Raw genomic sequence first — 26,616 nt, 5'->3', positions numbered from 1 at the left:
CGGCAACGCGGTCGTCGGGCAGTCGATCTGCAAGTCCGGCAGCACCACCGGCCTGACCTGCGGCACCGTGCAGGCGACCAACGTCACCGTGCAGTACGCGGAGGGCACGGTCTTCCAGATGGTGCAGACCAACACCTGCACCCAGCCCGGTGACAGCGGCGGTGCCTGGTTCTCCGGCAGCACCGCGATCGGCATCACCTCCGGCGGGACCGTCGGCGCCTGCACGCAGGCCGGCTTCGCGTCCTTCTTCCAGCCGGTGACCGAGGCGCTCTCCACGTACGGCGTCTCGCTGATCTAGGACCACTCACCACTGGGGATCGACCGGGTCCGCCGCCTACCTTTCCCGGGCGGCGGGCCCGGTCGCCCTCGTCTCACGGGCGGTCACCCTCGGATCAGGGGCGCAGGATCAAGCAGGTCGAGGTGGCGTGGGCGAGCAGCCGGTCCCGTTCGTCGGTCAGCCTCGCCTCGGCCAGCGCGGTCCGCTTGCCCGCGTTGAGCACCTCGCCGGTGCAGCGCAGCGGCCCGGACTGGACGGAGACCGGGCGCAGGAACCGGACCGAGAGGTCCAGCGAGGTGTAGCCGACCCCGGCGGGCAGCGTCGACTGCACCGCGCACCCGGCGGCCGAGTCCAGCAGCGTGGCCAGCACGCCGCCGTGCACGGTCCCGATCGGGTTGTAGTGCCACTCGGCCGGGTCGAGCGTGAACGTCACCCGGCCCGCCTCGGCCGAGATCGAGCCGACCCCGAGCGTCTCCATGATCGGCGGCACCGGCAGCCGGCCTTCGCCCATGTCCAGCAGGAACTCCAGCCCGGTGCGGCCGCTCGCGGCCGCGGCCAGCTCGACCGGGTCCGTCCAGCTGTAGGTGCGGGTGCGCTCCACGGGGCCTCCTGAGTCCGTCCGGCGAACGCAGCTTCACCAGTCCTTGCCAGGTCTGTCAAGCGAACTTAGCCTGGCTCACATGCCGGTCCCGGACGCGCTGCGGTACGACCCCGACCCCTGCTCGATCGCCCGCACCCTGGAGCTGGTCGGGGAGAAGTGGTCGCTGCTGGTCCTGCGCGAGGTCTTCTCCGGCGTACGGCGGTTCGACGACCTGCGGCGGCGGATCGGGGCGCCCCGGCAGGTGCTCTCGGCCCGGCTCTCGACGCTGGTCGACGCCGGGGTGCTGCGGCGGGTGCCGTACCGGGAGCCGGGGCAGCGGACCCGCTCGGAGTACCGGCTGACCGCGACCGGGATGGACCTCTACCCGGTGCTGGTCGCGCTGCTGCGCTGGGGCGACCGGTACCTGGAGCAGCCCGCGGCCGGGCCGACGCTGGAGCTGGCGCACGTCGACTGCGGCGAGCCGGTGGACGTGACGCTGCGCTGCCGCGCCGGTCACGACCTCGGCTCGGCCCGCGACGTCCACCCCCGCCCCGGCCCCGGCGCCCGCGAACTGGCTCCCGAGGACCCCCGCGCCCTGCCGCGCCTCGCGACCGCCCCCGCCTAGCACCGGCGGCGGGGAGGGCTTACGGCCAGGACGTGCGGCAGGGGCGCATGCGCAGGCCGGTGACGTAGTCGTGCGGGGCGCCGGCCCGCTCCGCCGCCTCGGCCAGCACGCCCAGGTAGCGGGCCGAGGGCAGCCCACCCTCGAACGCGTCCAGCACGTACACCCAGGCCAGCTCGGTGCGGTCGAGCGTGTGGACCCGTAGCCGGATCTTCTGGTAGAGCCCGGTGTCGGCGCCCTCCCAGGAGTCGAGCTGGACCTCGTCCTCGGCGGTGACGTCGTAGAGCGCGACGAAGACGGTCTCGCCCGGGGCCTCGACCAGCGTCGCCAGCGAGCCCTCCCAGCCGAGGTCCTCGCCGCCGAAGGTGAGCCACCAGTCGGTGATCCAGCCCGTACCGGACGCGGGCGAGTGCGGGCAGCGCTGACCCATCTGTGCCGGGTCCATGTTCGAGCCGTAGGCGGCGTACAGAGCCACGAGCGGGGATCGTACGGGGAGCGCAAGCGGGAGGGACAATGAGCGGGTGACACGCATCGCGATCATCGGCGGCGGACCGGCCGGCTACGAGGCGGCGCTGGTGGCCGCACAGCTCGGCGGCGAGGTGACGCTGATCGAGCCGGACGGGCTCGGCGGCGCCTGCGTGCTCTACGACTGCGTGCCGTCCAAGACCTTCATCGCGACCAGCGAGACGATGACCAGCTTCCGCGGCGCGTCCGCGCTCGGGGTCCGGGCGGTCGGTCCCGACGGTGACGTGACGGTCGAGGCGACCGTGGTGAACCGCCGGGTCAAGGACCTGGCCGCCTGGCAGTCCGAGGACGTCTGGCAGCGGCTGTCCGGCGAGCGGAACGTCCGGCTGCTGACCGGGCGGGGCCGGTTCGCGGCCGAGCAGCCCGGCGCGGTCCGGCACGTCGAGGTCGTCGCCCGGGACGGCCGGGTCACCGAGACGGTCGAGGCCGACGTGGTGCTGCTGGCCACCGGCGCGACCCCGCGGATCCTGCCCGGGGCCGAGCCGGACGGCGAGCGGATCCTGACCTGGCGCCAGGTGTACGACCTGACCGAGCTGCCCGAGCACCTGGTCGTGATCGGGTCGGGCGTGACCGGGGCCGAGTTCGCCAGCGCGTACCTGGAGATGACCGTGCGGGTCACGCTCGTCTCCAGCCGGGGCCGGGTGCTGCCGGGGGAGGACACCGACGCGGCCGAGGTGATCGAGGAGGTCTTCGCCGAGCACGGCGGGGAGATCGTCAAGCGGGCCCGGGCGGCGTCGGTGGTCCGCACCGACAAGGGCGTCCTGGTGACCATGGAGGACGGCCGCACCGTCGAGGGGTCGCACGCGTTGATGACCGTCGGCTCGGTGCCCAACACCGACGCGCTCGGCCTGGACGCGGTCGGGGTGCGGCTGGACAAGCGCGGCTTCATCGAGGTCGACCGGGTCTCCCGCACCGCCGCCTCGGGGGTGTACGCGGCCGGCGACTGCACCGGCGTGCTCATGCTCGCCTCGGTCGCGGCCATGCAGGGCCGGATCGCGATGTGGCACGCGCTCGGCGAGGCCGTCACCCCGCTGCGGCTGAAGACCGTGTCGGCGACCGTGTTCACGCATCCGGAGATCGCCACCGTCGGCATCCAGGAGACCGCGATCGCCGCCGGCGAGGTGCCGGCCCGGATCGTGGTGATGCCGCTGGCCAGCAACGCCCGGGCCAAGATGCAGGGACTGACCGACGGGTTCGTGAAGCTGTTCTGCCGGCCCGCGACCGGGGCCGTGATCGGCGGGGTGGTGGTGGCGCCGTCGGCGTCCGAGCTGATCCTGCCGGTGACGATGGCGGTCCAGCTCGGGCTGACCGTGTCCCAGATCGCCTCGACGTTCGCGGTCTACCCGTCGCTGTCGGGGTCGTTGACCGAGGCCGCCCGCCAGCTCATGGTCCACGACGACCTGGACTGAGCGGGGCCAGGTCCGGCCGCGCGGTCCGGGCCGCGCGGGGGCCTAGGTGCGGACGCGGAAGCGGAGGACGTCGCCGGGGCGGGCCTGGCCGGCCAGCCCGATCGCGGCGTCGTCCAGCACGGCGATCACCGGGTAGCCGCCGGTCACCGGGTGGTCGGCCAGCATGACGATCGGCCGGCCGTCCGGCGGCACCTGCAGGGAGCCCTCGACCATCCCCTCGGTCGGCAGCTCCCCGTTGCCCGCGTGCGCCAGCGCCGGCCCGTCCAGCCGGACGCCGACCCGGTTGCTGGCCGGCGTGACCTCGTACGCCGCGCTGCCCAGCCGTTCCAGCGCCCCGGCGGCGAACCAGTCGGCCCGCGGCCCGGCCCGCACGGGCAGGACGAGCACGGCCGGCAGCGCCGGCACCGCCGCGACGTCGACGGTCGGGAACCCGGCCGTCTCCGTCCCGACCGGCAGCCGGGTGCCGCGCTCCAGCGCGGCCGGCCCGAGCCCGCCGAGCAGGTCGGTCGCCCGCGAGCCGAACACGGCCGGCACGTCCACCCCGCCCCGCACGGCCAGGTACGTCCGGACGCCGCGGATCGGCGTCCCGAGGGCGAGCTCGTCACCCGGGGAGACCTCGACCGGTCCGTACAGGTGGGTGGTGCGGCCGGCGAGCATGGCCGGGACCGGGGCGCCGGTGAGCGCGATCGTGGCCCGGGCGAGGAACCGGGCGGTGAGGCCGCCGAAGGTGATCTCCAGCCCGGCCGCGGTCTCGGGGTTGCCGACCAGCCGGTTGGCCAGCCGCAGGCTGCCCCGGTCGGCGGCGCCGGACCGGCCGACGCCGAGGTGGGCGTACCCGGGGCGGCCCAGGTCCTGCACCGTCGCCAGTGGACCGGGGCGGAGGATCTCGATCACGCCGGCACGAACCGCACCCGGGTGCCGGGCGGCAGCAGGGCCGGCGGATCCCGGTCGAGGTCCCAGAGCACGGCGTCGGTGCGGCCGATCAGCTGCCAGCCGCCCGGCATCCGCCGCGGGTAGGCCCCGGTGAACGCGTCGGCCAGCCCGATCGACCCGGCCGGTACGGCCGTCCGCGGCGTCTCCCGCCGCGGCACCCGCAGCGCCGGATCCCCGCCGAGCATGTACGCGAAGCCCGGCGCGAACCCGCAGAACGCGACCGTCCACTCCGCGGCCCCGTGCCGCCGGACCACCTCGTCCTCGCCCAGCCCGGTCAGCGCGGCGACGTCGGCCAGGTCGGGCCCGTCGTACGAGGTCGGGATCTCGACCAGCCGGGTCGCGCCGCGGTCGATCGCCGCCGGCAGGGTCCGCTCCCGCAGCGCGGCCGCCACCCTGTCCGGACCGGTGACGGCCGGGTCCAGCCCGAGCAGGATCGTCCGGGTCGCCGGGACGACGTCGAGGGTGCCGGGCAGCGGTGAGTCGCGCAGCGACGCGTACAGCCGGCCGACCTGGTCGAGGTCGGCCAGCTCGACCAGGACGGCGGCGTCGCCGGCCGGAAGGATCCGCACCGCTCAGCCCGCTCCGCCCGGTTCGGCCGCTCCGTCGGCGAACCGGGACAGCGTCGCGCCCGCGGCGGTCAGCGCCGCCGTCACCCGGCGGGCCATCTCGACCGCGCCCGGGGTGTCCCCGTGCACGCAGACCGACCGGGCCTGGATGTCCACAGTGGACCCGTCGATCGCGGTGACGGTGCCGGTCTCGAGCCAGGCCGCGCAGCGGTCGGCGACCTCGCCCGGGTCGTGCAGCACCGCGCCCGGCAGCCGGCGCGAGACCAGCCGCCCCTCCGGCGTGTACGCCCGGTCGGCGAAGAACTCCCGCACCGCCGTCAGCCCGGCGGCCTCGGCCTGCGCCAGCCACTGCGAGCCGGGCAGGCCGAGCACGGGCAGCGCCGGGTCGTACAGGGTGATCGCGTCGACCAGGGCGGCGGCCTGCTCGGCGTCGTCGACGATCGCGTTGTAGAGCGCGCCGTGCGGCTTGACGTAGCGGACCCGGTCGCCGGCCACCCGGGCGAACCCGTCCAGCGCGCCCAGTTGGTAGAGCACGTCGTCGGTCAGCTCGGCCCGGGGCATGTCGATCTTCCGCCGCCCGAACCCGGCCAGGTCCCGGTACGAGACCTGGGCCCCGATCGCGACGCCGCGCTCGACCGCCCGCGCGCAGGTCCGGCGCATGATCCCGGGGTCGCCGCCGTGGAAGCCGCAGGCCACGTTCGCGCTGGTGACCAGCTCCAGCAGGGCCGCGTCGTCGCCCAGGGTCCAGATCCCGAATCCCTCGGCGAGGTCGCTGTTGAGGTCGATCTCGGTCATCCGGCCACCGCCCGCTCGACGTCCGCCCGCGGGTCCTGCAGGTAGGCGGTCAGCGCCGCCCGGGCCCGGTCGTGCTCGCCGGCCACGAGGTGGGCGGACACCTCCCGATTGCGCGGCAGGTAGGCACTCGCGTCCAGCGGCTCGGCCGCGGTCGGCAGCGGGTCGAGGGACGGCAGATCCAGCGGCGGCCGGCGGCTGAGCCCGGTCACGGAGTCTCCTCTCTCACCCGGTCGGGATCCTGATCGTAGGACGATCGACAGTCCGAGGTCCGCCGCCGCCGGTAGCGGCGAACTGTCGGTGCCGCAGGGCAGGATCGCGGTGTGTCGCTGGTCCCGTCCTCGTACGGTCCGCTGCTGCGGACCCCGACGGTGGCGCGCGCGCTCGGGACCTCGCTGCTGGCCCGGGTCGGGCAGCCGGCCGGCGCGCTCGCGGTCACGCTGCTCGTAATCCAGCGCACCGGGTCGTACGCGGCCGTGGGGGTGGTGGCGGCGACCTGGGTGATCGGCGTCGGGGTCGGCTCGCTGTTCTGGAGCCGGCTGGTCGACGGCGGCCGGTCCGCCCGCGCCGTGCTGGTCGGGACCGCGGCCGGGAACGCGGCCGGGCTGGTCGCGCTGGTGACGGTCCGGACCGGCTCGGCCCTGGCGCTGACCGGGCTGACCCTCGCCGCGGCGCTGTTCACGCCGCCGGCCGTCCCGGTCGTCCGGGCGCTGTGGCCGGTCGTGCTGACCGAGCCCGACGCCCGCGCGTCGATGTACTCGCTGGAGGCGACCGTCCAGGAGCTGATCTTCATCGTCGGCCCGTCGCTCGCCGGCGCCGCCGCGGCGGTCGCGTCGCCGTCGGCCGCGGTGCTGCTGGCCGGGGTGCTGGCGGTGGTCGGCGCGGTCTCGTTCGCGGCCACGCCGGGGCTGGAGCGGATCGGCAGCAGCGAGCGGCCGCCGGTCCGGCCGGGCGCGCTGGTGCCGCTGGTGCCGCTGTTCGCGGCCGGGTTCCTGCTGCTGTGCGGGCTCTCCTGGGTCGAGGTCGGGGTGGTCGGCGCGGCCGGCACCGCGGGCGACACGGCCGCGACCGGCGCGCTGTTCGCGGTCTGGAGCGCGGGCTCGCTGGTCGGCGGGCTGCTGGGCGGCGCCCGCCCGGCCCGGCGCGGGCCTGGCCGGCGGCTGCTCCTGCTGCTGGCCGCGGTCGCGGGCGGGCACGCGCTGCTCGCGGTCTACCCCGGGCTGGTCGCGCTGGGTGCGCTGCTGGTGCTGGCCGGCGGGCTGGTCGCCCCGGCCCTGGCCGGGATCTACACGCTGGTCGGCGAGGTCGCGCCGGCCGGCGCCGTCGCCCAGACCTTCGCCGGGCTCGCGGTCGCGTTCCTGGGCGGGTCGGCCACCGGGTCGGCGCTGGCCGGGCTGGTCGTGCAGGCGCACGGACCGGGGACGGCGTTCCTGCTCGGCGCGGTGCCGCCGGCGCTGGCCGCGGTGCTGGTCGGGCTCACCATCGCCCGGTCGGTGGCGGTTCCGAGGCCGGCGGGGTGAGCCCGTGCTGGCGGAACCGGCGCTCCCGCAGCTCGTCGCCGTACGCGGCGCCGACCGAGAGCGCGCCCAGCAGGATCAGCACGGCCATCAGGATCCGCAGCCCGAGGGGGATCGGCAGCACCAGGATCACCACGATCGGGAACGCCGCCTGCACCAGCACCCGCACGATCTGCCGGATCCGCCAGTCCGCGTCGGTCAGGTCGTGCCGGACCCAGGTGCGCAGGGAGTCGGGCAACCGGCCGCCCAACGCGTACCGCAGCCACTGCAGGGCGGACGGGCGGGAGCTCACTCCGGCCAGTCTGCCCGATCGTTAGTCTGCCGCCGTGCGCTGGGTGCAGGGACCGGGGGAGGACGGCGACGAGCCCGATCCCCGGTTCACGCTGGCCAACGAGCGCACCTTCCTGGCCTGGATCCGTACGGCGCTGGCGCTGATCGCGGGCGGGATCGGGCTGGAAGCGTTCGTGCCGCGGCTGGCCGTGCCGGGGTTGCGGCAGACGCTCGCGGTCTGCCTGGTGCTGCTCGGATCGGCGGTCAGCGCGACCGCGTGGACGCGCTGGGTCCACGCGCAGCGGGCGATGCGGGTCGGCGCACCGCTGCCGGTGCCGCGGCTCGCGCCGGTGCTGGCCGGCGGAATCGCCGTCATCGCCCTCGTCACCGTCGTCCTCCTCGTCGCCACCGACCGATGAACGCTCCCCGGCCGGGGCCGGCGTCCGGTCTGGGGCCAATGTCCGGTCTGGGGCCAATGTCCGGTCTGGGGTCGGCGTCCGGCGCGCGGCCGGGGCGGCCGTCCGGCGCACGACCGGGACTGGTCGGCTCTCGGCACCGGTCGTGAGCGGTCCGGATCCGGCGCGGCGGGTGCCCGGCCCGCGGCCGGGGCTGGCGGTGGAGCGGACCGTGCTGGCCTGGACCCGGACCTGGTTGTCGGTCGCGGTCTGCGGGCTGCTGCTGATCCGGATCGGCCTCGGCTCGTCGCCGCTGCTCGTCGCCGGGCTGGCGGTGAGCGCGGTCGCGACGCTCGTGGTCACGGTCGTCGGCCGCCGCCGCGCCGCGATCCTGCGCCCGCTCGCCGGCGCCCCGACCGCGCCGGTTCCCCGGGCCACCCGCTCCGCTGCCACTCTCGCCGCGACGATCTCCCTACTCGCCCTCGCCGTCGCGCTTCTCCTGGCCCTGCACTAGCCCCGCCCGGCCACCCCGCCGCCTGATCGCGGCGCCAAATCCGACCCGGTCGGCCGCGCCGGTCAGGTCGCCGCGCCGCGGGGGCGCGAGGGTCGGCCGTGCCGCGGGGGCGCGAGGGGTCGGCCGTGCCGCGGGGGCGCGAGGGGTCGGCCGCGCCGCGGGGGGCGAGGGGGTCGGCCGCGCCGCGGAGGGCGAGGGGTCGGCCGCGCCGCGGAGGGCGAGGGGTCGACCGCGCCGCCGCGCCCCGCCGGGTGGGTGGTTGGCGGAGCCCCGGATCAGTCGACGAGTTCGCAGATGACGGCGCCGGAGGTGACGGACTCGCCGACCGTGGCGGCGAGACCCTTCACCGTGCCCGCCTTGTGCGCGGTCAGCGGCTGCTCCATCTTCATCGCCTCCAGCACGACGACCAGGTCGCCGGCCGCGACCGTGTCCCCCTCGGAGACCGCGATCTTGATGATCGTGCCCTGCATCGGGCTGGTCAGCGCGTCCCCGCTGGCACCGGCCGCACCGCTCTTGGACTTCGACCGCCGGCCCGGCTTCGGCCCGGCCGCGACCCCCGTCGCCGCCCCGAGCCCGGCCGGCAGCGTGACCTCCAGCCGCCGCCCGCCGACCTCCACCACCACGGTCTCCCGCGCGGCCGGCTCCTCGCCGTCGGCGGCGACGCCGGACCACGGCTCCAGCTCGTTGCCCCAGTCGGTCTCGATCCAGCGGGTGTGCACCCGGAACGGGTCGTCGGTGAAGTCGGGGTCCCGGACGACCGCGCGGTGGAACGGCAGCACGGTCGGCAGCCCGTCGACCACGGTCTCGTCCAGCACCCGCCGGGCCCGCTCCAGCGCCTCCTCCCGGGACGCGCCGGTCACGATGATCTTCGACAGCAGCGAGTCGAACGCGCCGCCGACGACCGAGCCCGCGTCCACCCCGGAGTCGACCCGGACGCCCGGTCCGGCCGGCTCGACGTACGACGCGACCGTGCCGGGGGCGGGCAGGAAGCCGCGCCCGGGGTCCTCGCCGTTGATCCGGAACTCGAACGAGTGCCCGCGCGGGGCCGGGTCGGTGGCCAGCCCGAGCGACTCCAGCGTGGCCCCGTCCGCGACCGCGAACTGGGCCCGGACCAGGTCGAACCCGCTGGTCTCCTCGGTGACCGGGTGCTCCACCTGCAGCCGGGTGTTGACCTCCAGGAACGAGATCACCCCGTCCAGGCCGACGAGGAACTCGACGGTGCCGGCGCCGACGTACGACGCGGCCGCGCAGACGTCCCGCGCGGCCTTGTGGATCGCGGCCCGCTGCTCGTCGGACAGGAACGGCGCGGGCGCCTCCTCGACCAGCTTCTGGTGCCGCCGCTGCAGCGAGCAGTCCCGGGTGCCGACCACGGTGACCGTGCCGTGCTGGTCGGCCATGATCTGGGCCTCGACGTGCCGCGGCCGGTCCAGGTAGCGCTCGACGAAGCACTCGCCCCGCCCGAACGCGGCCTCGGCCTCGCGCACCGCGGAGGCGAACAGCTCCGGGATCTCCTCCCTCGTCCGGGCGACCTTGAGCCCGCGGCCACCACCGCCGAACGCGGCCTTGATCGCCACCGGCAGCCCGTGCTCCTCGGCGAACGCGAGCACCTCCTCCGGGCCGGCGACCGGGTCGGACGTGCCGGGCACCTGCGGCGCGCCGACCTCGGCGGCCAGGTGCCGGGCCGCGACCTTGTCGCCGAGTACCCGGATCGCCTCCGGCGGCGGCCCGATCCAGGTCAGCCCGGCGTCCAGGACGGCCTGGGCGAACTCCGCGTTCTCGGACAGGAAGCCGTAGCCGGGGTGGACCGCGTCGGCGCCGGACTCCCGGGCCGCGGCCAGCACCTTGTCCACGACCAGGTACGAGTCGGCCGCCGTGGTCCCGCCGAGCGCGAAGGCCTCGTCCGCGAGCCGGACGTGCTTGGCGTCCCGGTCGGGCTCCGCGTACACCGCGACGCTGGCCAGACCCGCGTCCCGGCACGCTCGCACGACCCGGACGGCGATCTCGCCCCGATTCGCGATCAGCACCTTGCGCACCGGCAACACCCCATTCGTCTCGTCCCGGAGTCTAGGGATCCGGTTACTCCACGGTCTCCCACAGATCCGTCACGGCCACTCCGACCTTGCTCAAAAGCATGCGCATCATTGGCAGGGACAATCCGATCACGGTGCCGGGGTCGCCGTTCACCCCGTCCACGAACCAGCCGCCCCGGCCGTCGATCGTGAACGCGCCGGCCACCTGCAGCGGCTCGCCGGTGGCCAGGTACGCGGCCAGTTCCTCCGGGTCGGGCCGGCCGAAGCGGACCTCGGTCGAGGCCACCCCGTCCGCGCACGCGACCACCTCCCCGGCCCGTACGGACAGCAGCGCGTGGCCGGTGCGCAGCACCCCGGACCGGCCGGCCATCAGCTCCCACCGCTCGGTCGCCTCGTCGGCCGTGCCGGGCTTGCCGTACGCGGTGCCGTCGAGGTCGAGCAGCGAGTCGCAGCCGATCACGAGCAGGTCGTCGTCCTCCGGCCGGACCACCGCGGCCGCCTTGGCCCGGGCCAGCGCGAGGACCAGCGCGGCCGGGTCGGGCGCGCTGATCCCGTCCTCGTCGACCCCGGAGACCCGGACCTCGGGTTCGACGCCGGCCGCCCGCAACACCGACAGCCGGGCCGGGGACTGGGAGGCGAGGACGAGCCGGGTCACGCCGGCAGGGCGGAGCTGCGCCAGCCGAGCGGCCCGGGCCGGGTCACGCCCAGCCGGCGGGCCGGGTCGGACCAGGTCGAGCGCGGGCGCGGCGCGGGCGCCGACCCGGCCGACCGGCCGGCCAGCACGGCCACCAGCGCGGCCAGCTCCGTCGCGGTCGGCTCTCCGCGTACGACCCGGAGGTAGGGCGTCTCGGTCACGCCCTCATCTTGCCCGGTCCCGACCTCGGAACGGTATCCGGCCGGACTCGTACCACTGGGAGTGGTGACTACCACTGGGAGTGGTGATCACCACTCACAGTGGTACGCGCTCGTCGACACCATCCACCCCGGGCCGGCCCGGCCACCGGCTTGTGGTCACATCCTGACCGCAATAGCGGTAGAATCGGACACGTGGATCCGACCGCGCGCATCCTCCGGTTGCTGTCCCTCCTGCAGACCTACCGGCACTGGGGCGGGGACGAGCTGTCCGACCGCCTCGGCGTGAGTCCTCGTACGGTCCGGCGGGACGTGGACCGGCTGCGGGAGCTCGGCTACCCGGTCGACACCAGCCGCGGCACCGGCGGCGGCTACCAGCTCTCGGCCGGCACCCGGATCCCCCCGCTGCTGCTGGACGACGACGAGGCGGTCGCGATCGCGGTCGGGCTGCGGACGGCGGCCGGCGGCGGGGTGACCGGGATCGAGGAGACCTCGCTGCAGGCGCTGGCCAAGCTCCAGCAGGTGCTGCCGCCGCGGCTGCGGCGCCGGGTCGACGCGCTCGCGGACGCGACCGAGACCACGGTGTTCAGCAGCCGGCAGCAGCCGACCGTGCCGGCCGACACCCTGGTCGCGGTCGCGCAGGCCTGCCGGGGCCGGGAGCAGCTGCGCTTCGGCTACGCGGCCGCGGACGGCGCCGAGAGCTCGCGGCTGGTCGAGCCGCACCGGCTGGTCGCCCGCGGCCGCCGCTGGTATCTGGTCGCCTGGGACCTGCAGCGCGACGCCTGGCGGACGTTCCGGGTCGACCGGCTGTCCCGCCCGTTCGCGAACGGGATCCGGTTCACCCCGCGGGAACTGCCGGCGGAGGACGCCGCCGCGTACGTGGCCCAGGCGCTGCGCTCGGTCCCGCGGGACCACGAGGCGCTGCTGGCGATCGCGCTGCCGCTGGAGGCGGCGCGGGAACGGGTGCCGCGCTGGCTCGGCGAGCTGACCGCGGACGGGCCGGACCGCACGCTGCTGCGCGCCTCCAACCACAGCGTCGAGTGGCTCGCGCTGTCCCTAATGATGCTGCCGGTCGAGGCGAACCTGATCGACGCATCCCCCGAGGTGCGCACCCAGCTCTCCACCCTGCGGGGCCGGGTCGACCGCCTCGTCGCCTGACCCGTCCGGAGAGGGCCGGCTCTCGCCCAGGTTCACCACGATCACCCCGCTCAGTACCAGCACGCCACCGACGACCTGGAGCCCGCCCGGCCGCTGGGCCAGCAGCAGCCAGGCGAACCCGAGCGCCGCCAGCACCTCGAACAGCGCGACGAAGGACGCCAGCCGGGAGCCGAGCCGGCGGGTGGCCGCGATGCCGGCCACGTAGGCCAGCGCCGCGGTGACCAGGCCGAGCGCCAGCACCGGCACCCACCAGGGCGTGCCGAACCCGGCGAACGCGACCCGCCGGGTCGAGACGGCGAGCGGGACGACGCCGGTCAGGCCGGCCAGCAGCAGGGTCACCCCGCCGAGCAGCAGGCCCCCGGCGGCCAGCGCGGTGGCCGGCAGCCCGGTGTCCTCCCGGGCGGACAGCACGAAGTAGCAGGCGGCGCCGGCCATCGCCCCGAGCGCCCAGCCGGCGCCGACCGGGTCGAGGTCCGCCCCGGAGACCAGGTCGAGCACGAGCACCAGGCCGGCCGCGCCCAGCACCGCCCCGCCGGCGGTCAGCCAGCCCGGGCGCTGGCCGTGCCGCAGCCACAGCCAGCCGACCACGGCGACCGGCGCGGTGTATTCGATCAGCAGCGCGACACCGATGGGCAGCGTCGCGACGGCGTTGAAGTACGCGAGCTGGCAGCCCGCCACCGCGATCAACCCGTACGCGGTGAGCAGCGGGAGGTTGCGCCGCACCAGCGCCCACCGTCCCCGCAGCTGTCCGGCCGCGACGGGCACCAGCACCGCCGCGGCCAGCAGGATCCGGGCGCAGACCGCGGCGGCCGACGACCAGCCCGCGTCCAGCAGCCCGCGGGCGAGCGAGCCGGACAGCCCGAACGACGCGGCCGACAGGACGGCGAGGCCCAGCCCGGACACCCGTACGCGGGTCGAGTCATGCGTCAAGGCCGTCATGGCTCATGACGCTAGAAGCTGACCGAGTAAGCTGTCAACGTGCTATTCACCCATGACACCGCCGCGGCGCTGACGGCCGCGGTGGCCCTGGTGAACTCGGCCGAGGAGCCGGACACGCTCCGGACGCCGGCCGAGCTCGACGCCTTCTTCGCCGAGCACGATTACAGCGGCGCCCGGACCGGGGGCGCCGCCGAGCTGGCCGCGGTCCGCGCGCTGCGGGCGCCGCTGCGGGTGCTGCTCACCGGCGACCGGGACGAGGCGGCGCAGATCGTCAACCGGATGCTGGCCGAGCACGACGCCCGACCGCAGCTAGTACGCCACGACGGCTGGGACTACCACGTGCACGCCGTGGCCTCGGACGCTCCGCTGGCCGACCGGATCGCGGTGGAGACCGCGATGGCGATGACGGACGTGATCCGGGCCGACGAGCTCAGCCGGCTGTCCGTCTGCGCCGACCAGAGCTGCGGCGGGGTCGTCCTGGACCTGTCCCGGAACCGGTCCCGGCGGTTCTGCAGCGTGGCCTGCGGCAACCGGGTCGCCGTCGCGGCCTACCGGGCCCGCCGGTCCTGACCCCCGCCGCCCGGGCTCAGAGCGGAATGTTTCCGTGCTTCTTCGGCGGGAGGGTGTCGCGCTTGGAGCGGAGGATGCGCAGGGCCTGGGTGACGTAGCGGCGGGTCTGGGAGGGCGGGATCACCGAGTCGAGGTAGCCCCGCTCGGCCGCGATGTAGGGGTTGGCCAGCGTGTCCTCGTACTCGCCGACCTTCTCCGCCCGCAGCGCCTCCGGATCGGAGGCGTCGGCGATCTCCCGCCGGTAGAGGATGTTGACCGCGCCTTGCGCCCCCATCACCGCGATCTGCGCCGTCGGCCAGGCCACGTTCACGTCCGCGCGCAGGTGCTTGGACCCCATCACGTCGTACGCGCCGCCGTACGCCTTGCGCGTGATCACCGTGACCTTCGGGACCGTCGCCTCGGCGTACGCGTAGATGAGCTTGGCGCCGCGGCGGATGATCCCGCCCCACTCCTGCGAGGTACCGGGCAGGAACCCGGGCACGTCTACGAACGTGAGCACCGGGACGTTGAAGCTGTCGCAGGTCCGGACGAACCGGGCCGCCTTCTCCGACGCGTCGATGTCCAGCGTCCCGGCGAACTGCATCGGCTGGTTGGCGACCACGCCCACCGGCCGGCCCTCGACCCGGCCGAAGCCCACGATGATGTTCGGCGCGAACAGTGGCTGGACCTCGAGGAACTCGGCGTCGTCGAGCACGTGCTCGATGACCGTGTGCATGTCGTACGGCTGGTTGGCCGAGTCCGGGACGAACGTGTCCAGCTCCAGGTCCTCAGCCGTGATCTCGAGATCTCCGGACGGGGAGAGCACCGGCGGCTCGTCCAGGTTGTTCGACGGCAGGTACGACAGCAGCGCCGTCACGTAGTCGATCGCGTCGTTCTCGTCCGAGGCCATGTAGTGCGCGACGCCGGACTTGGTGTTGTGGGTTCTCGCGCCGCCCAGCTCCTCCATCGACACGTCCTCGCCGGTCACCGTCTTGATCACGTCCGGCCCGGTGATGAACATGTGCGACGTCTGGTCGACCATCACGGTGAAGTCGGTGATCGCGGGGGAGTAGACCGCGCCGCCCGCGCACGGGCCCATCACCAGGCTGATCTGCGGGACCACGCCGGAGGCCATGACGTTGCGGTAGAAGATCTCCGCGTACAGCCCGAGGGCGACGACGCCCTCCTGGATCCGGGCGCCGCCGGAGTCGTTGATGCCGATCACCGGGCAGCCGGTCTTCATGGCCAGGTCCATGACCTTGACGATCTTCTCGCCGAAGACCTCGCCCAGGCTGCCGCCGAAGACGGTGAAGTCCTGCGAGAACACGCAGACCGGCCGGCCGTCGACGGTGCCGTAGCCGGTGACCACGCCGTCCCCGTACGGCCGCTCGTCGGCCAGGCCGAAGGCGGTCGAGCGGTGCCGGGCCAGCTCGTCCAGCTCGATGAACGAGTCTTCATCCAGCAGCAGGTCGATCCGCTCCCGGGCCGTCTTCTTGCCCTTCGCGTGCTGCCGCTCGACCGCGCGTTCCGAGCCGGCGTGCACCGCCTCGTCGGTCCGCCGCTGCAGGTCCGCGAGCTTGCCCGCGGCGGTGTGGATGTCGGGGGCGTCGGCGACGGGCTCAGCGGTCATGCGGCCGAGACTATCCGCAGCATTTGCTCAGATGAAGGCACTGTGGCCGGTGATGGCCCGGCCGACGATGAGGGTGTTGATCTCGCGGGTGCCCTCGTAGGAGTAGATCGCCTCGGCGTCGGCGACGAACCGGCCGATGTCGTGGTCCAGCACGATGCCGTTGCCGGCCAGCAGCTCCCGGGCCCAGCCGACGGTCTCCCGCATCCGGCTGGTCACGTACGCCTTGGCCAGCGCGGAGTGCTCGTCCGCGAACACCTGCTCGTCCTGGAGCTGGGCCAGCCGCACCACCATGCCCAGGCCCGCGGTGACGTTGCCGACCATCCGGACCAGCAGGTCCTGGACGAGCTGGAAGGCCGCGATCGGGCGGCCGAACTGCTCCCGCTCCTTCGCGTACGCCAGCGCGATCTCGTACGCGGCCAGCATCACCCCGACCGAGGACCAGGCCACGCCCGAGCGGGTCCGGCGCAGGATGTCCGCGGTGTCCTTGAAGCCGTGCGCCTCCTGGAGGCGGTCCTCCTCCGGCACCCGGCAGTTCTCGTACACGATGTCCGCGTTCTGGACGGTCCGCAGCGCGATCTTGTGCTTGATCGCGGTCGCGGTCATGCCGGGGTTGTCGCCGTGCACGACGAACCCGAGCACCTTCCCGGACTCCTCGTCGCGGGCCCAGGTGATCACATGGTCGGCGAACGTGGCGTTGCCGATCCAGCGCTTGGCCCCGTCCAGGACCCAGCCGTCGCCGTCCCGGCGGGCCACCGTCCGCAGGCCGCCGGCCACGTCGGACCCGCCCTGCGGCTCGGTCAGCGCGAACGCGCCGATCGTCTCCAGCCGGCCCATGGCCGGCAGCCACCGGGCCCGCTGCTCGGCCGACCCGCAGCGGGCGATGCTGCCCATCGCCAGCCCGGAGTGCACGCCGTAGAACGTGCCGAACGAGGGATCGGTGTGTGCCAGTTCCATCGACAGGAACCCGGACAGCAGCGCGGACGGCGCGGTCCCCGGCACCTCGTCGTAGGAGATCCCGGCGATGCCGAGCTCGGCGAAGCGCGGGATCAGCTCGTACGGGAACTCGGCCCGCTCCCAGTACCGGTTCGCGATCGGCGCCACCTCGGCCGCCAGCCACTCCCGGACCGCGTGCAGGGTGTCCCGCTCGGGGCCGGACAGCAGCTGCTCGAAGCGGTAGAAGTCGCCGGTCAGCAGACCCCCGTCATCAGCCATGACGGGGACCTACCCGCTACTGGGGCCTTTCCATCCGCCGGGTGGGCTGGTCGGGGTCATCCACGCCCTGCTGCTCGTAGTGGACCTCGTACCGGGCCTCGTAGCGGGCGGCGTTGCGGGTGCGGCGGTCGTGGTCGCCCTCGACCAGCCTGTTGATCAGCTGCTGGGTCTGGTCGGCGTCCGGGATGTTCTTGAACATCTGCTGGCCGTCCTCGCCGGCGGACTCGACCACGAGCGTCCCGGAGTTGATGATCCGCTCCCAGAACGACTGCTCGTACATCGCGTTGTTGATCCGATTCAACGGTACGTCGCGGCCGGTGTGGTTCAGGATGCCCAGCCGCGTCATCAGCCGGTGCGTGGTGAGCACGTAGTGGGTGCTGCGCCAGCTCAGGTACGGGATCAGCGCCACGACGATCACCGCGAGCACGGCGACCGCCGCGATCACGATCCGGATGATCCCCTGGGCGCCGCCGCCCGGCACGATCGCGGCCAGGAACGAGCCCAGCCCCACGATCACGACCAGTAACACCGTCGGCACCAGCAGGGTGATCCAGTGCGGGTGCAGGTGCTTGACGACGCGCTCGTCGTCGGCGAGCAGGCTGTCCGGGTAGGCCACCGGTAAAGCATGGCTTACCCGGTCGCCCGCGTCACGACGTTCGCCCGAACCGGTGTGTGCAGTTCAACCGGTCGTGACCGGTCGTACGCGGGTGACGTCCCCGGCGGACACCGGTATGTCGCCGTTGTCGGTCCGTACGACGAGCCGACCGGCGTGGTCCAGGCCGGTCGCGGTGCCCACGAGGGCCGACCCGTCCGGCAGCTGGACCCGGACGTCCCGGCCGATCGTGTCGCAGACCTGCTCGTACCCGGGGCGGACGCCGCCGGGGTGCTCCAGCCAGCCGCGGTAGACCTCGTCCAGCGAGCGCAGCACCGCCCGCAGCAGCGGGTCCCGGTCGGTGCACTCGGCCGCCTCGACCGCGAGCGAGGTCGCGCCGGGCGGCAGCTCGTCCCGCTTGGTGGTCACGTTCAGGCCGATGCCGACCACGACGGCGCCGCCCTCGGCCTGGGCCAGGATGCCGGCCGCCTTGGCCAGGTCGTCGCCGAGCAGCAGGTCGTTGGGCCACTTCAGGCGGGTCTCGACCGCGCCGAGGCGGGCCACCGCGCGCTGCAGGGCCAGGCCGGTCAGCAGCGGGATCCAGGTCCGGCCCGGCATCGGGCCGGTCGGGCGCAGCAGCACCGAGAACAGCAGGCCGGCCCGCGGCGGGGAGGTCCAGTCCCGGCCGAGCCGGCCGCGGCCGGTGGTCTGGGCCTCGGCCACCAGCACGGTGCCCTCCGGCGCGCCCGCCCGGGCCAGCGCGGCCACGTCGGCGTTGGTCGAGCCGGTCTCGGTCACCACCCGCAGGCCGGTCACGAAGCCGCCGGGCCGGATCAGCGCGGTCCGCAGGGCCCGCTCCGAGAGCGGCGGCCGGTCCAGGTCGGCCCACCGGCTCGCGTTCGTCACCGCACCCAGGCTAGCCCGGACGGTCACACGATCCGCGGGAGGACGGGGCCCGGCTCGCGGTCGCGCAGGACGCCCTGCCAGATCCCGGTCCCGTACGCGAGGTCGTCGGCGACCCGCAGCGCGGCCCAGGTCGCCGGGGCCAGGTCCGGGCTGCGGCCGCCCCGGGTCCGCACCAGCCGGACCGCCAGCGCCAGCGCGGTCGCCCGCCGGGCCCGCCGGCTGACCACCGAGGCCGCCAGCAGGGCCGGCAGCCAGGGCCGGGCCGCCGCCTCGGCCAGCCCGAGCAGGGTCCAGCCCAGCCCCTGCGCGGTCAGCCGGGCCGACTCCCCGGCCCGGCCCGGCCCGGCCGGCAGCCGGGTCCAGAGCCCGACCGCGGTCAGCGCCGTGCAGCCGAGCGCCCAGCCCGGCTTGCGGGCGGCCAGGCAGGCCAGCGCCGGCAGCGACCAGCGGCTGATCACGACCGGGGCGAGCCGGTCCGGGTGCCGGGCGGCCAGCGCGGCGCCGCCGCGGCCGTACCCCTGCCGCTGGCCGAACCAGGAGCCGAAGCCGGTCCGGGTCTCGTGTTCGACGACCACCCGGGGCTCGTACCGGACCGGGTGGCCGGCCCCGGCGACCCGCCAGACCAGGTCGACGTCCTCGCCGACCCGCATCGTCTCGTCGAAGCCGGCGCCGAGCGCGTCCCGGCGGCAGAGCAGGACCGCGGCCGGCAGGTAGCCGACCCGGGTGCCCGCGCCGACCGGGCCGGCGGCGGCGCCGAGGTCCAGCGGGCCGGCCGTCGTCTCGTACCGCGCCAGCGGACCGTCGCCGCCCCGGCCCACGACCCGTGGCGCGGCCACCGCGGTCCCGTCGGCCAGCACCGGCAGCAGCCCCACCAGCCAGCCCGGCGGCAGCACGCAGTCGGAGTCCACGAACCCGACCAACGGGGTCCCTACGGCCGCCAGCCCGGTGTTGCGGGCCGCCCCCGGACCGCCGTTGACCGCCCGGACGACCAGCTCGGCCCCGTGCTTCCCGGCCACCCGGGCGACCGCGGCGGCGTCGCGGGAGGCGTCGTCCACGACCAGCACCCGGGGCCCGTCGCCGACCGAGGCCAGGCACCGGTCCAGCGCGCCCGCCCGGTCCCGCGCCGGCACCACCACGGTCACGTCGGCCGCGGTCCACGGCGAGGTGTCCGCCCGCAGCACGGCCAGTCCGGTCCGGTGCAGCCGGGTCGCCAGCGCTGTCTCGGCCGCCCCGGCGGGCGACCCGCCGCCGGCCTGCCAGCCGGCGACGACCCGGGCCGCGGCCGGGTTGAGCTTGAGCACCCGCAGCGGCTGGCCGCCGACGAGCAGCGCCCCGGCCGGCCCGTCGTGCAGCCGGGCGCCGGGGTCGACCTCCACCGAACTCACCGGGCCAGTCTGCCTCCCCCGCCCGGACGGACAGGGGTGCGGCCCGGCCGCCCGGTCGGCACCGGATGCCGATCGGTCGGACCTGCCCGTCGCGGGTGTTGCGGCTCACACGGAGTTGCCCAGCGTCCTTTTCGGAGACCATCACCCGACCGGCGGTACGTACAGGTCTAGACCAGTACGCATACTGCGGGGGCCGCTGCACTCGTCGACTCTGCTCCCTGGAGGACCCGTGCATCCGTACGCCCGAAGGGCGGTCGCGGCGCTGGCCGCCGCCGGCACCGCCGCCGGACTCGCCGTCACGCTCTCCGCCGCCCCGGCCGGGGCCGCCACGACCCCGACCGCCGCGTTCACCAAGACCTCGGACTGGGGGACCGGCTTCGAGGGCAGGTACACGATCACCAACGGCGGCTCGGCCACGATCAGCGGCTGGACCGTGCAGTTCGACCTGCCGGCGAACGTCTCGATCAGCTCGGCCTGGGACGGCCGGCTGACCAGGGCCGGGAACCACTACACGGTCACCGACGCCGGCTGGAACGCGGTCGTCGCACCGGGCGGGACCGCGAGCTTCGGCTTCACCGGGCCGTACTCGGGGACGTTCGGCGGGCCGTCGAACTGCGCGCTGAACGGCGCCGGCTGCACCGGCGGAGCGGCGCCGCCCACCAACCCTCCCACCACCCCGCCGCCGACGACCCCGCCGCCTCCGCCGCCGGGACCGGCCGGGCCGCTGGCTTCCGCGCCGTACCTGATGCCACTGGAGAACGACCCGCCGGACATCAACACCGTGATGGCCGCGACCGGGGTGAAGACGTTCACGCTCGCGTTCATCCTGTCCGACGGCGCCTGCCACCCGGTCTGGAGCGGCGGCGGCCCGGTCTCCACCGACACGGTGATGGCCGGGAAGATCGCCCAGATCCGGGCGGCCGGCGGTGACGTGATGCCCTCGGTGGGCGGCTTCAACGGCACCAAGCTGGGCGAGAACTGCGGCGATGCGACGTCGCTGGCCGCGGCGTACCAGACGGTCATCGACCGGTACTCGCTCAAGGCGATCGACTTCGACATCGAGTCGACCGAGTTCGAGAACACCGCGGCCCAGGACCGGGTCACCACCGCGATCCGGATGCTGAAGACCCGGACCCCGGCGCTGAAGGTGTACGTCACGATGCCGGTCGGCCAGACCGGACTGACGTTCTTCGGCAACCAGCTCGTGCAGTCCGCGATCCGCAACGGTGCCGCGGTGGACGGCTGGACGATCATGCCGTTCGACCTCGGCGGCGGCACCACCGGCATGGGCCAGCTCACGATCACCGTCGCCGAGGACCTGCACGCGCAGCTCAGGGCGCTCTACCCGGCGCTGTCGGACGACGCGGTCTACCGGATGTCCGGCATCTCCTCGATGAACGGGCGGACGGACGTCGGCGAGATCGTGCGGCAGGCCGACATGCGGCAGATCCTCGCCTACGCCCAGCTGCACCACCTGGCCCGGTTCACGTACTGGTCGGTGAACCGGGACCGGCAGTGCGCGACCCCGGAGGCCGGCACGACCTCCGGCACCTGCAGCAGCGTGACGCAGGCGCCGTGGGAGTTCACCTCGATCGTGGCCCAGTACCGGGGCTGACCACCGCTCGCCGCGGCCGGGGTTCAGGCCCCGGCCGGGGCGGGAACTCTTCCCTCATGGCGTCGTACGAGCTGAATCCCGCCGCGGTGGACAAGGCCCGGTCCCTGATCGACTCGAAGCAGTACGTGCTGGACAGCGACTGGGGCGACGTCCAGCCCAAGGGCGACGCGCAGAACGCCTACCTGGAGAAGCACTCCTTCCAGGACTACGCGGCCTGGCACCTCGGGCTGACCGAGGGCGCCACCGACGAGACCAAGGCGCGGTACGCCTTCGTCTACGGCGACCTGCGCCGGGTGCACCGCAGCGGGCTGATCGCCTGCGTCTACCGGGCCTCGGAGTGGCGGCACAAGGACGTCGAGCTGGCCGCGCACGACCTGCTGCAGTACCTGGACGAGAAGACCGGGGTCACTGGTAGCTGATCATGCTCGGCGTCGGCTTCCGGATCATCGTCTGGGCCGGCGTGAGCATCGGGGTGTCCTCGTCGTAGAAGTTCTTCCACCCGAACGGGACACCCTTCGGGGCCGCGCCGACGACCGCGGCCCAGGTCGAGTCCTTGGTGTTGGTCGGGCCCTGGCCGTCCATGTGGATGAGCAGCTGGACCTGGTCCCGGTCGTGCTGCAGCGGCTCGTCGTCGCCGATCATCGACAGCCGGAACTCGTGGATGACGAAGAGCTTCTGCGGCAGCGTGTTCTTCGCGGTCAGGTCGGCCAGCCAGCGGTAGACCGAGTTGATCTCCGCGGCCTTCGCGCTGCCGATCTGCTGCAGCGGCAGCTGGCTGTCGGTGATCCGCCACTCCGGGTCGAGCGCCAGCCCGACGTGCGGGTTCTTCAGCAGCGGCTCGTAGATCTTGGCCTGGTCCAGCAGGTTGGCCCGGCCCGGCTGCAGGTCGAGCACCACGTACATGCCGGCCTTGCCGGCCGCGTCGACCCAGGGCTTGAGCAGGCTGACCGGGGCCTCGTACGAGTAGTCGCCGCCGACTCCCGGGTTGGCCTGGGCGACCGTCGCGATCAGCTCGAATGTCGGCACCACCGGGGTGTCGCCGGACAGCGGCACGTACGGCGCGGCCAGCCGCTTCGCCCGGGCGATCGCCTGCGGCAGCGGCTGCTCGCCGAGCACGCCGAGACCGGCCGAGCCGGGGTACCCGTACATGGCCACGAGGCGGCGGCCGGGCAGGACGACCTGGCCGCCGCCGGGCAGCTGGACGCCGGTCGTGGCGACCGCGATCCGGGCCGCCAGCGTCGCGGTCGCGCCGAAGGCGGTGCCGGCCGCGACGACGTGCGCGGGCTTGGCCGTGGACAGGTCCTCGATCGCGCGGCTGTCGGTGCGCGGATCTCCGCCGACGACCGGGACGGCCCGGGCCCCGGCGGCCTTCGCGGTCGTGGTCACGGCCAGCGCGGTCGCCTTCGCCGGCAGTCCGGGCGCGGCGCTGATCAGCACGGCCGTGTCGGACAGCGGCTCGGGGAGGGCCAGCGGAGGCATCGTCGCCGGGTCGGTGACGACCTTGATCCCGGTCGGGGCGAGGAGGTCGGCGACGCCGGGGCCGAGGGCGAGGACGGTCGTCGGCTTCAGCCGCGCCACCTCGGTCGCGACCGGATCCGCGGCGGCCGGGCTCGACCCGGCGGCGGTCCCGGTCGGGGTCGACCCGGCGGCGCTCCCGGTCGGGGTCGGGCCGGCGGCGCTCCCGGTCGGGGTCGGGCCGGACGGTGCTGCGGCGGTCGTCGCCGCGGTCCCGTCGGTGAGCAGCAGCGGGACGCCGAGCCGCTCGGCCTGCTCGCTGCCCCGGGACAGCGCGTCCGGGTCGGTCGACGAGGCGACCACGACGGCCGGCGCCGAGGTGAACAGGCTGCGGCTGACCGCGGTCGTGATCTGCGCCGGCGTACGCCCCGGGGCGACCAGGGTGGCCGCACTCGGCGCCGCCACCACCGCGGCCGGCGCGGCCTGCTGTTCGGTCGGACTGGACGGCCCGGTGCCGGACGTGGTCGTGCCGGCGGCGCCCGTGCCGGTACACCCTGCGGCGAGCAGGGCCGCGGCTGCCAGGATCGAGGACATCGTCGTCGCCCGTCGCGTCTTCATCGCCGAGCAGTATCCCAGTACGCGTACACCGCACCGGGGCGCCGCCCGGTGCTAGCGGTGCCGGGCGGGATAGAAAGGTGGCCATGACCCAGACGACTCCCCAGTCGGACAGCAGCTGGCTCGCCGGCGAGGAGCTGGACGCCGCCCGGCAGCGGTTGCCGATCCTGTACGTGGACGCCATCCCGGTGCGGGTGGACGGGCAGGGTGTGGTGACCTCGGTCGGCCTGCTGCTGCGGGTGACCGGGGAGGGCCGGATCACCCGGGCGCTGGTGTCGGGCCGGGTGCTCTACCACGAGCGGGTCCGCTCGGCCCTGCTGCGGCACCTGGAGAAGGACCTCGGCCCGCTGGCCCTGCCGAGGGTGCCGCTGGCGCCGCAGCCGTTCACGATCGCGGAGTACTTCCCGACCCCCGGGGTCACGCCGTTCCACGACCCGCGCCAGCACGCGGTCTCGCTCGCCTACGTGGTCCCGGTCGAGGGGGACTGCGAGCCGCAGCAGGACGCGCTGGAGCTCACCTGGTTCACCCCCCAGGAGGCCCGCGACGACCGCCTCCTCGCCGAGATGACCGGCGGCCAGGGTGTCCTCCTCCAGCAAGGCCTCTCCTACGTGGGTCACTGACGCGTCGTCGTCTACACCGAGCTCGTCTCGATCACCCCGGGCCCGCCGGTAAGCCGGTTGCGGCCGGCCCTAGGCTCGAAGAGTGGCTGGCAGCGGTCCTGAGATCCGGGTGGAGGGGCTGGCCAAGACGTTCCGGGTGCCGGAGCGGGAGGCCGGCCTGCGGGCGTCCGTGCGCAGCCTGGTCCGGCGTACGACCCGGGACGTCGTCGCGGTCGGCGGGATCGACTTCGCGGTCGAGCCCGGCGAGGTGGTCGGCTTCCTCGGCCCGAACGGGGCCGGCAAGACCACCACGCTGAAGATGCTGTCCGGGCTGCTGTTCCCGAGCGCGGGTGAGGTCAGCGTGCTCGGGCATCTGCCGTCCCGGCGCGAGCGCGACTTCCTGCGCCGGATCACGCTGGTGATGGGCAACCGCAACCAGCTCCAGTGGGACCTCCCGGCCCTGGACTCGTACGAGATGAACCGGGCGATCTACCGGATCCCGGACGCCGACTTCCGACGCATCCGGGACGAGCTGGTCGAGCTGCTGGAGATCGGCGACCAGGTCCGCAAGCCGGTCCGGCAGCTCTCGCTCGGCGAGCGGATGAAGGCCGAGATCGCGGGCGCGCTGCTGCACTCGCCGCAGGTGCTGTTCCTGGACGAGCCGACCATCGGGCTCGACGTGACGATGCAGAAGCGGATCCGGGCGTTCCTGGCCGCGTACAACACCCGCCACGGCGCGACCGTGCTGCTGACCAGCCACTACATGGCCGACGTGCAGGCGCTGTGCAAGCGGGTGATCGTCATCGACTCCGGCCGGCTGCTCTACGACGGGTCGCTGCGGGCGCTGTCCACCCGCTACGCCCAGCGCCAGACGATCACCGCCACGATCGCCGACCGGTCCGCGCTGGACTCGCTCGGCGAGGTCCTCGCGATCGACGGCGACCGGGTGACGCTGCGGGTCGAGAAGGACCGCTCGGCCGCGGTCGCGGCCCGGCTGCTGTCCGAGCACGGGGTGACCGACCTGACCATCGAGGACCCGCCGGTCGAGGACGTGATCGAGCAGGTCTTCGCGGCCGGCGCGCTGCAGTGAGCCGGCTCACCGGGCTGCCGGGGCTCTACGCCACGGTGATGAAGGCCGCGGTGCAGACCCAGCTCCAGTACCGGACCGCGAACTACGCGTACATGCTCGGGATGGTCGCCGAGCCGGTCGTCTACCTGGTCGTCTGGTCCTCGGTCGCGAACACGCACGGCGGGTCCGTCGACGGCATCACGGCCGGGGACTTCGCGGCGTACTACATCGTCTGGACGCTCGTCCGGAACATGAACATCGTGCTCACGCCGTACGCGTGGGAGGACCGGATCCAGCGGGGTGAGCTGTCCGGACGACTGCTGCAGCCTGTCCACCCGATCCACTTCGACCTGGCCTTCTTCGCCGGCTGGAAGGTCGTCGTGGTCGTGCTCTGGGTGCCGATCGCGCTCGTGCTGTCCCTGGCGTTCCGGCCGACCTTCCACATCAGCGCGCTCGACGTGGTCGTGTTCGTGGTCGCGATCTGGGGCGCGTACCTGATCCGGTCGATGCTGCTCTGGGTGCTCGGCATGATCACGTTCTGGACCACCCGGGTCAGCGCGATCTACGACACGTACTTCACCGCCGAGCTGCTGCTGTCCGGCCGGCTGGTGCCGCTGGCGCTGCTGCCGGCCTGGGCGACCGGCCTGGCGAACGTGCTGCCGTTCAAGTACACGTTCGGCTATCCGATCGAGGTGCTGGCGGGGTCGCTGTCCACCCGCTCGCTGCTGATCGGGCTGGGCCTGCAGGCGGTCTGGGTCGCGGCCGGGACGCTGCTGGTGGCGGTGGTCTGGCGGGCCGGCATCCGCCGGTACGGGGCGGTGGGCGCGTGAACGGGCTGCGGCTGGCCGGGACGTTCCTGCGGGTCGGCATCCTCAACGAGCTGCAGTACCGGGTGAACTTCGCGTTCAGCCTGGTCCAGTCGGTGATCTCGGTCGGCACCTCGCTGGCCGTGCTGGCGCTGGTGTTCGCCAACACCTCGTCGCTGCAGGGCTGGTCCGGCGGCGAGCTCCTCGTCGTCATGGGCGTGTACGTGCTGGTCGGCGGCGTGATCAAGATGATCGTGCAGCCGAACATGCAGCAGCTGATGACCGACGTGCAGCAGGGCACGCTGGACTTCGTGCTGACCAAGCCGGCCGACGGGCAGCTGCTGGTGAGCGTGCGGCGGGTCCAGCTCTGGCAGGGCGTGGACATCCTGGTCGGGGCCGCGCTGATCGTGGTGGCGACGATCCGGCTGCCGGGGACGGTGCCGCTGCTCGACGTGCTCGCGTTCCTGGTCTCGCTGCTGCTCGGCACGATCGCGATCTACTGCTTCTGGCTGCTGCTGAGCACGCTGGCGTTCTGGGTGACCCGGCTCGACCCGATCGTCGAGCTGTTCGACGGGATGTACCAGGCCGGGCGCTGGCCGGTCTCGGTCTACCCGGGCTGGTTGCGGGTGGGGTTCACGGTCCTGGTCCCGCTGGCGTTCGCGGTGACGGTCCCGGCGTCGGCGCTGACCGGGCGGGCGACGGGCTTGCTCCTGCTCGGGTCCGTCGGCTTCACCCTCGCCCTGGCCCTCCTCACCCGCTGGACCTGGACCCACGCCCTCCACCGCTACTCCGGCGCCTCCTCCT

31 protein-coding genes are annotated in these 26,616 nt (G+C 74.3%); 14 read left to right on the top strand and 17 right to left on the bottom strand.

Annotated features, from left to right (window positions below):
- Positions 1-298 (top strand): S1 family peptidase (locus VGP36_13900; GenBank protein HEV7655809.1); only part of this gene is annotated, 298 nt, incomplete at its 5' end.
- Positions 299-392: 94 nt separating this feature from the next.
- Here VGP36_13900 and VGP36_13895 read toward each other — a convergent pair.
- Positions 393-878, bottom strand: coding sequence for a PaaI family thioesterase (locus VGP36_13895; GenBank protein HEV7655808.1), 486 nt, complete (start codon positions 876-878; stop codon positions 393-395).
- 79 nt (positions 879-957) lie between these two features.
- On the opposite strand from VGP36_13895, the gene VGP36_13890 reads away from it, so the two are divergent.
- Entirely contained in the window at positions 958-1,482 is a 525-nt protein-coding gene (locus VGP36_13890) for a helix-turn-helix domain-containing protein (GenBank protein HEV7655807.1), read from the top strand.
- Between the two features lie 19 nt (positions 1,483-1,501).
- Here VGP36_13890 and VGP36_13885 read toward each other — a convergent pair whose 3' ends face one another.
- Positions 1,502-1,954, bottom strand: a complete 453-nt coding sequence (locus VGP36_13885; GenBank protein ID HEV7655806.1) for a gamma-glutamylcyclotransferase — start codon at positions 1,952-1,954, stop codon at positions 1,502-1,504.
- A gap of 46 nt (positions 1,955-2,000) precedes the next feature.
- On the opposite strand from VGP36_13885, the gene VGP36_13880 reads away from it, so the two are divergent.
- Positions 2,001-3,413 carry an NAD(P)H-quinone dehydrogenase gene (locus VGP36_13880; protein ID HEV7655805.1) on the top strand — a complete coding sequence of 471 codons (1,413 nt, stop codon included), beginning with the start codon at positions 2,001-2,003 and terminating at the stop codon, positions 3,411-3,413.
- 42 nt (positions 3,414-3,455) lie between these two features.
- On the opposite strand, the gene VGP36_13875 is transcribed toward VGP36_13880, so the two are convergent.
- The 4 genes from VGP36_13875 to VGP36_13860 are packed head-to-tail and all read right to left on the bottom strand — an operon-like array spanning position 3,456 to position 5,916.
- The gene (locus VGP36_13875; GenBank protein HEV7655804.1) at positions 3,456-4,307 is read right to left on the bottom strand and encodes a biotin-dependent carboxyltransferase family protein; all 852 of its coding nucleotides are present in this window, start codon (positions 4,305-4,307) and stop codon (positions 3,456-3,458) included.
- Positions 4,304-4,909, bottom strand: coding sequence for an allophanate hydrolase subunit 1 (locus VGP36_13870; GenBank protein ID HEV7655803.1), 606 nt, complete (start codon positions 4,907-4,909; stop codon positions 4,304-4,306). Before VGP36_13870 ends, VGP36_13875 begins: the two co-directional genes overlap by 4 nt.
- Positions 4,910-4,918: 9 nt before the next feature.
- Entirely contained in the window at positions 4,919-5,707 is a 789-nt protein-coding gene (locus VGP36_13865; protein ID HEV7655802.1) for a 5-oxoprolinase subunit PxpA, read from the bottom strand.
- Entirely contained in the window at positions 5,704-5,916 is a 213-nt protein-coding gene (locus VGP36_13860; GenBank protein ID HEV7655801.1) for a hypothetical protein, read from the bottom strand. The genes VGP36_13865 and VGP36_13860 overlap by 4 nt, the downstream gene beginning before the upstream one ends.
- 111 nt (positions 5,917-6,027) lie before the next feature.
- Between VGP36_13860 and VGP36_13855 the strand changes: the two genes are divergently transcribed.
- Positions 6,028-7,224, top strand: coding sequence for an MFS transporter (locus tag VGP36_13855; GenBank protein HEV7655800.1), 1,197 nt, complete (start codon positions 6,028-6,030; stop codon positions 7,222-7,224).
- Here VGP36_13855 and VGP36_13850 read toward each other — a convergent pair.
- Positions 7,181-7,513: a DUF5313 family protein gene (locus VGP36_13850; protein HEV7655799.1), complete on the bottom strand. Its 333-nt coding sequence runs from the start codon at positions 7,511-7,513 to the stop codon at positions 7,181-7,183. The two genes, VGP36_13855 and VGP36_13850, sit on opposite strands and share 44 nt — an antisense overlap.
- A gap of 34 nt (positions 7,514-7,547) precedes the next feature.
- On the opposite strand from VGP36_13850, the gene VGP36_13845 reads away from it, so the two are divergent.
- Positions 7,548-7,910, top strand: coding sequence for a DUF202 domain-containing protein (locus tag VGP36_13845; protein ID HEV7655798.1), 363 nt, complete (start codon positions 7,548-7,550; stop codon positions 7,908-7,910).
- 142 nt (positions 7,911-8,052) lie between these two features.
- Positions 8,053-8,400: a DUF202 domain-containing protein gene (locus VGP36_13840; GenBank protein HEV7655797.1), complete on the top strand. Its 348-nt coding sequence runs from the start codon at positions 8,053-8,055 to the stop codon at positions 8,398-8,400.
- Positions 8,401-8,675: 275 nt separating this feature from the next.
- Here VGP36_13840 and VGP36_13835 read toward each other — a convergent pair whose 3' ends face one another.
- Genes VGP36_13835 through VGP36_13825 form a run of 3 tightly spaced genes read right to left on the bottom strand, consistent with a single transcriptional unit; the run spans position 8,676 to position 11,285 of the window.
- On the bottom strand, positions 8,676-10,433 hold the full coding sequence (locus VGP36_13835) for a biotin carboxylase N-terminal domain-containing protein (protein ID HEV7655796.1): 1,758 nt from the start codon (positions 10,431-10,433) through the stop codon (positions 8,676-8,678).
- A gap of 43 nt (positions 10,434-10,476) precedes the next feature.
- Complete coding sequence (locus VGP36_13830) at positions 10,477-11,085, bottom strand: nucleoside triphosphate pyrophosphatase (GenBank protein ID HEV7655795.1); 609 nt, start codon at positions 11,083-11,085, stop codon at positions 10,477-10,479.
- Positions 11,082-11,285, bottom strand: a complete 204-nt coding sequence (locus tag VGP36_13825) for an acyl-CoA carboxylase subunit epsilon (protein HEV7655794.1) — start codon at positions 11,283-11,285, stop codon at positions 11,082-11,084. Before VGP36_13825 ends, VGP36_13830 begins: the two co-directional genes overlap by 4 nt.
- Positions 11,286-11,477: 192 nt before the next feature.
- Between VGP36_13825 and VGP36_13820 the strand changes: the two genes are divergently transcribed.
- On the top strand, positions 11,478-12,440 hold the full coding sequence (locus VGP36_13820) for a YafY family protein (GenBank protein ID HEV7655793.1): 963 nt from the start codon (positions 11,478-11,480) through the stop codon (positions 12,438-12,440).
- Here VGP36_13820 and VGP36_13815 read toward each other — a convergent pair.
- A complete protein-coding gene (locus tag VGP36_13815) occupies positions 12,339-13,379 on the bottom strand; it encodes a DMT family transporter (protein ID HEV7655792.1) in 1,041 nt (346 codons plus the stop codon). The genes VGP36_13820 and VGP36_13815 overlap by 102 nt on opposite strands.
- A 39-nt stretch (positions 13,380-13,418) precedes the next feature.
- Between VGP36_13815 and VGP36_13810 the strand changes: the two genes are divergently transcribed.
- Positions 13,419-13,949, top strand: a complete 531-nt coding sequence (locus tag VGP36_13810) for a CGNR zinc finger domain-containing protein (protein HEV7655791.1) — start codon at positions 13,419-13,421, stop codon at positions 13,947-13,949.
- Between the two features lie 16 nt (positions 13,950-13,965).
- Here the strand turns inward: VGP36_13810 and VGP36_13805 are convergent, their stop codons facing one another.
- From VGP36_13805 to mftF, 5 genes are all read right to left on the bottom strand, one after another.
- Positions 13,966-15,558, bottom strand: coding sequence for an acyl-CoA carboxylase subunit beta (locus VGP36_13805; protein ID HEV7655790.1), 1,593 nt, complete (start codon positions 15,556-15,558; stop codon positions 13,966-13,968).
- A gap of 27 nt (positions 15,559-15,585) precedes the next feature.
- Positions 15,586-16,770: an acyl-CoA dehydrogenase family protein gene (locus VGP36_13800; GenBank protein HEV7655789.1), complete on the bottom strand. Its 1,185-nt coding sequence runs from the start codon at positions 16,768-16,770 to the stop codon at positions 15,586-15,588.
- 16 nt (positions 16,771-16,786) lie between these two features.
- Positions 16,787-17,386: a PH domain-containing protein gene (locus tag VGP36_13795; GenBank protein HEV7655788.1), complete on the bottom strand. Its 600-nt coding sequence runs from the start codon at positions 17,384-17,386 to the stop codon at positions 16,787-16,789.
- Positions 17,387-17,449: 63 nt separating this feature from the next.
- The gene (locus VGP36_13790; GenBank protein HEV7655787.1) at positions 17,450-18,268 is read right to left on the bottom strand and encodes a biotin--[acetyl-CoA-carboxylase] ligase; all 819 of its coding nucleotides are present in this window, start codon (positions 18,266-18,268) and stop codon (positions 17,450-17,452) included.
- A 23-nt stretch (positions 18,269-18,291) separates the two neighbouring features.
- Positions 18,292-19,653, bottom strand: a complete 1,362-nt coding sequence (mftF, locus tag VGP36_13785; protein ID HEV7655786.1) for a mycofactocin biosynthesis glycosyltransferase MftF — start codon at positions 19,651-19,653, stop codon at positions 18,292-18,294.
- A gap of 229 nt (positions 19,654-19,882) precedes the next feature.
- On the opposite strand from mftF, the gene VGP36_13780 reads away from it, so the two are divergent.
- Positions 19,883-21,268 carry a cellulose binding domain-containing protein gene (locus tag VGP36_13780; protein HEV7655785.1) on the top strand — a complete coding sequence of 462 codons (1,386 nt, stop codon included), beginning with the start codon at positions 19,883-19,885 and terminating at the stop codon, positions 21,266-21,268.
- A 56-nt stretch (positions 21,269-21,324) separates the two neighbouring features.
- Positions 21,325-21,687: a hypothetical protein gene (locus tag VGP36_13775; GenBank protein HEV7655784.1), complete on the top strand. Its 363-nt coding sequence runs from the start codon at positions 21,325-21,327 to the stop codon at positions 21,685-21,687.
- Here the strand turns inward: VGP36_13775 and VGP36_13770 are convergent.
- The gene (locus tag VGP36_13770; GenBank protein HEV7655783.1) at positions 21,674-23,341 is read right to left on the bottom strand and encodes a hypothetical protein; all 1,668 of its coding nucleotides are present in this window, start codon (positions 23,339-23,341) and stop codon (positions 21,674-21,676) included. The genes VGP36_13775 and VGP36_13770 overlap by 14 nt on opposite strands.
- Before the next feature lie 83 nt (positions 23,342-23,424).
- On the opposite strand from VGP36_13770, the gene VGP36_13765 reads away from it, so the two are divergent.
- The 4 genes from VGP36_13765 to VGP36_13750 all read left to right on the top strand — a co-directional run.
- Positions 23,425-23,958: an NUDIX hydrolase family protein gene (locus tag VGP36_13765; protein HEV7655782.1), complete on the top strand. Its 534-nt coding sequence runs from the start codon at positions 23,425-23,427 to the stop codon at positions 23,956-23,958.
- A gap of 82 nt (positions 23,959-24,040) precedes the next feature.
- Positions 24,041-25,027 (top strand): ATP-binding cassette domain-containing protein, encoded by a 987-nt coding sequence (locus VGP36_13760; GenBank protein HEV7655781.1) that lies wholly within the window; start codon positions 24,041-24,043, stop codon positions 25,025-25,027.
- Positions 25,024-25,836: an ABC-2 family transporter protein gene (locus VGP36_13755; GenBank protein ID HEV7655780.1), complete on the top strand. Its 813-nt coding sequence runs from the start codon at positions 25,024-25,026 to the stop codon at positions 25,834-25,836. Before VGP36_13760 ends, VGP36_13755 begins: the two co-directional genes overlap by 4 nt.
- On the top strand, positions 25,833-26,616 hold a 784-nt coding region (locus VGP36_13750), incomplete at its 3' end, for an ABC-2 family transporter protein (GenBank protein HEV7655779.1). The genes VGP36_13755 and VGP36_13750, both read left to right, overlap by 4 nt.

Source organism: Mycobacteriales bacterium, from assembly GCA_035995165.1.
Taxonomy (GTDB): domain Bacteria; phylum Actinomycetota; class Actinomycetes; order Mycobacteriales; family CADCTP01; genus CADCTP01.
This window is presented reverse-complemented; position numbering and strand designations above follow the sequence as displayed.

What these genes read in the sequence shown, in the direction of transcription:
- VGP36_13890 (HEV7655807.1), top strand. Translation starts at nt 958, where the DNA reads ATGCCGGTCCCGGACGCGCTGCGGTACGACCCCGACCCCTGCTCGATC.
- VGP36_13865 (HEV7655802.1), bottom strand. Translation starts at nt 5,707, where the DNA reads ATGACCGAGATCGACCTCAACAGCGACCTCGCCGAGGGATTCGGGATC.
- VGP36_13815 (HEV7655792.1), bottom strand. Translation starts at nt 13,379, where the DNA reads ATGACGGCCTTGACGCATGACTCGACCCGCGTACGGGTGTCCGGGCTG.
- VGP36_13805 (HEV7655790.1), bottom strand. Translation starts at nt 15,558, where the DNA reads ATGACCGCTGAGCCCGTCGCCGACGCCCCCGACATCCACACCGCCGCG.
- VGP36_13800 (HEV7655789.1), bottom strand. Translation starts at nt 16,770, where the DNA reads ATGGCTGATGACGGGGGTCTGCTGACCGGCGACTTCTACCGCTTCGAG.
- VGP36_13775 (HEV7655784.1), top strand. Translation starts at nt 21,325, where the DNA reads ATGGCGTCGTACGAGCTGAATCCCGCCGCGGTGGACAAGGCCCGGTCC.
- VGP36_13770 (HEV7655783.1), bottom strand. Translation starts at nt 23,341, where the DNA reads ATGAAGACGCGACGGGCGACGACGATGTCCTCGATCCTGGCAGCCGCG.
- VGP36_13765 (HEV7655782.1), top strand. Translation starts at nt 23,425, where the DNA reads ATGACCCAGACGACTCCCCAGTCGGACAGCAGCTGGCTCGCCGGCGAG.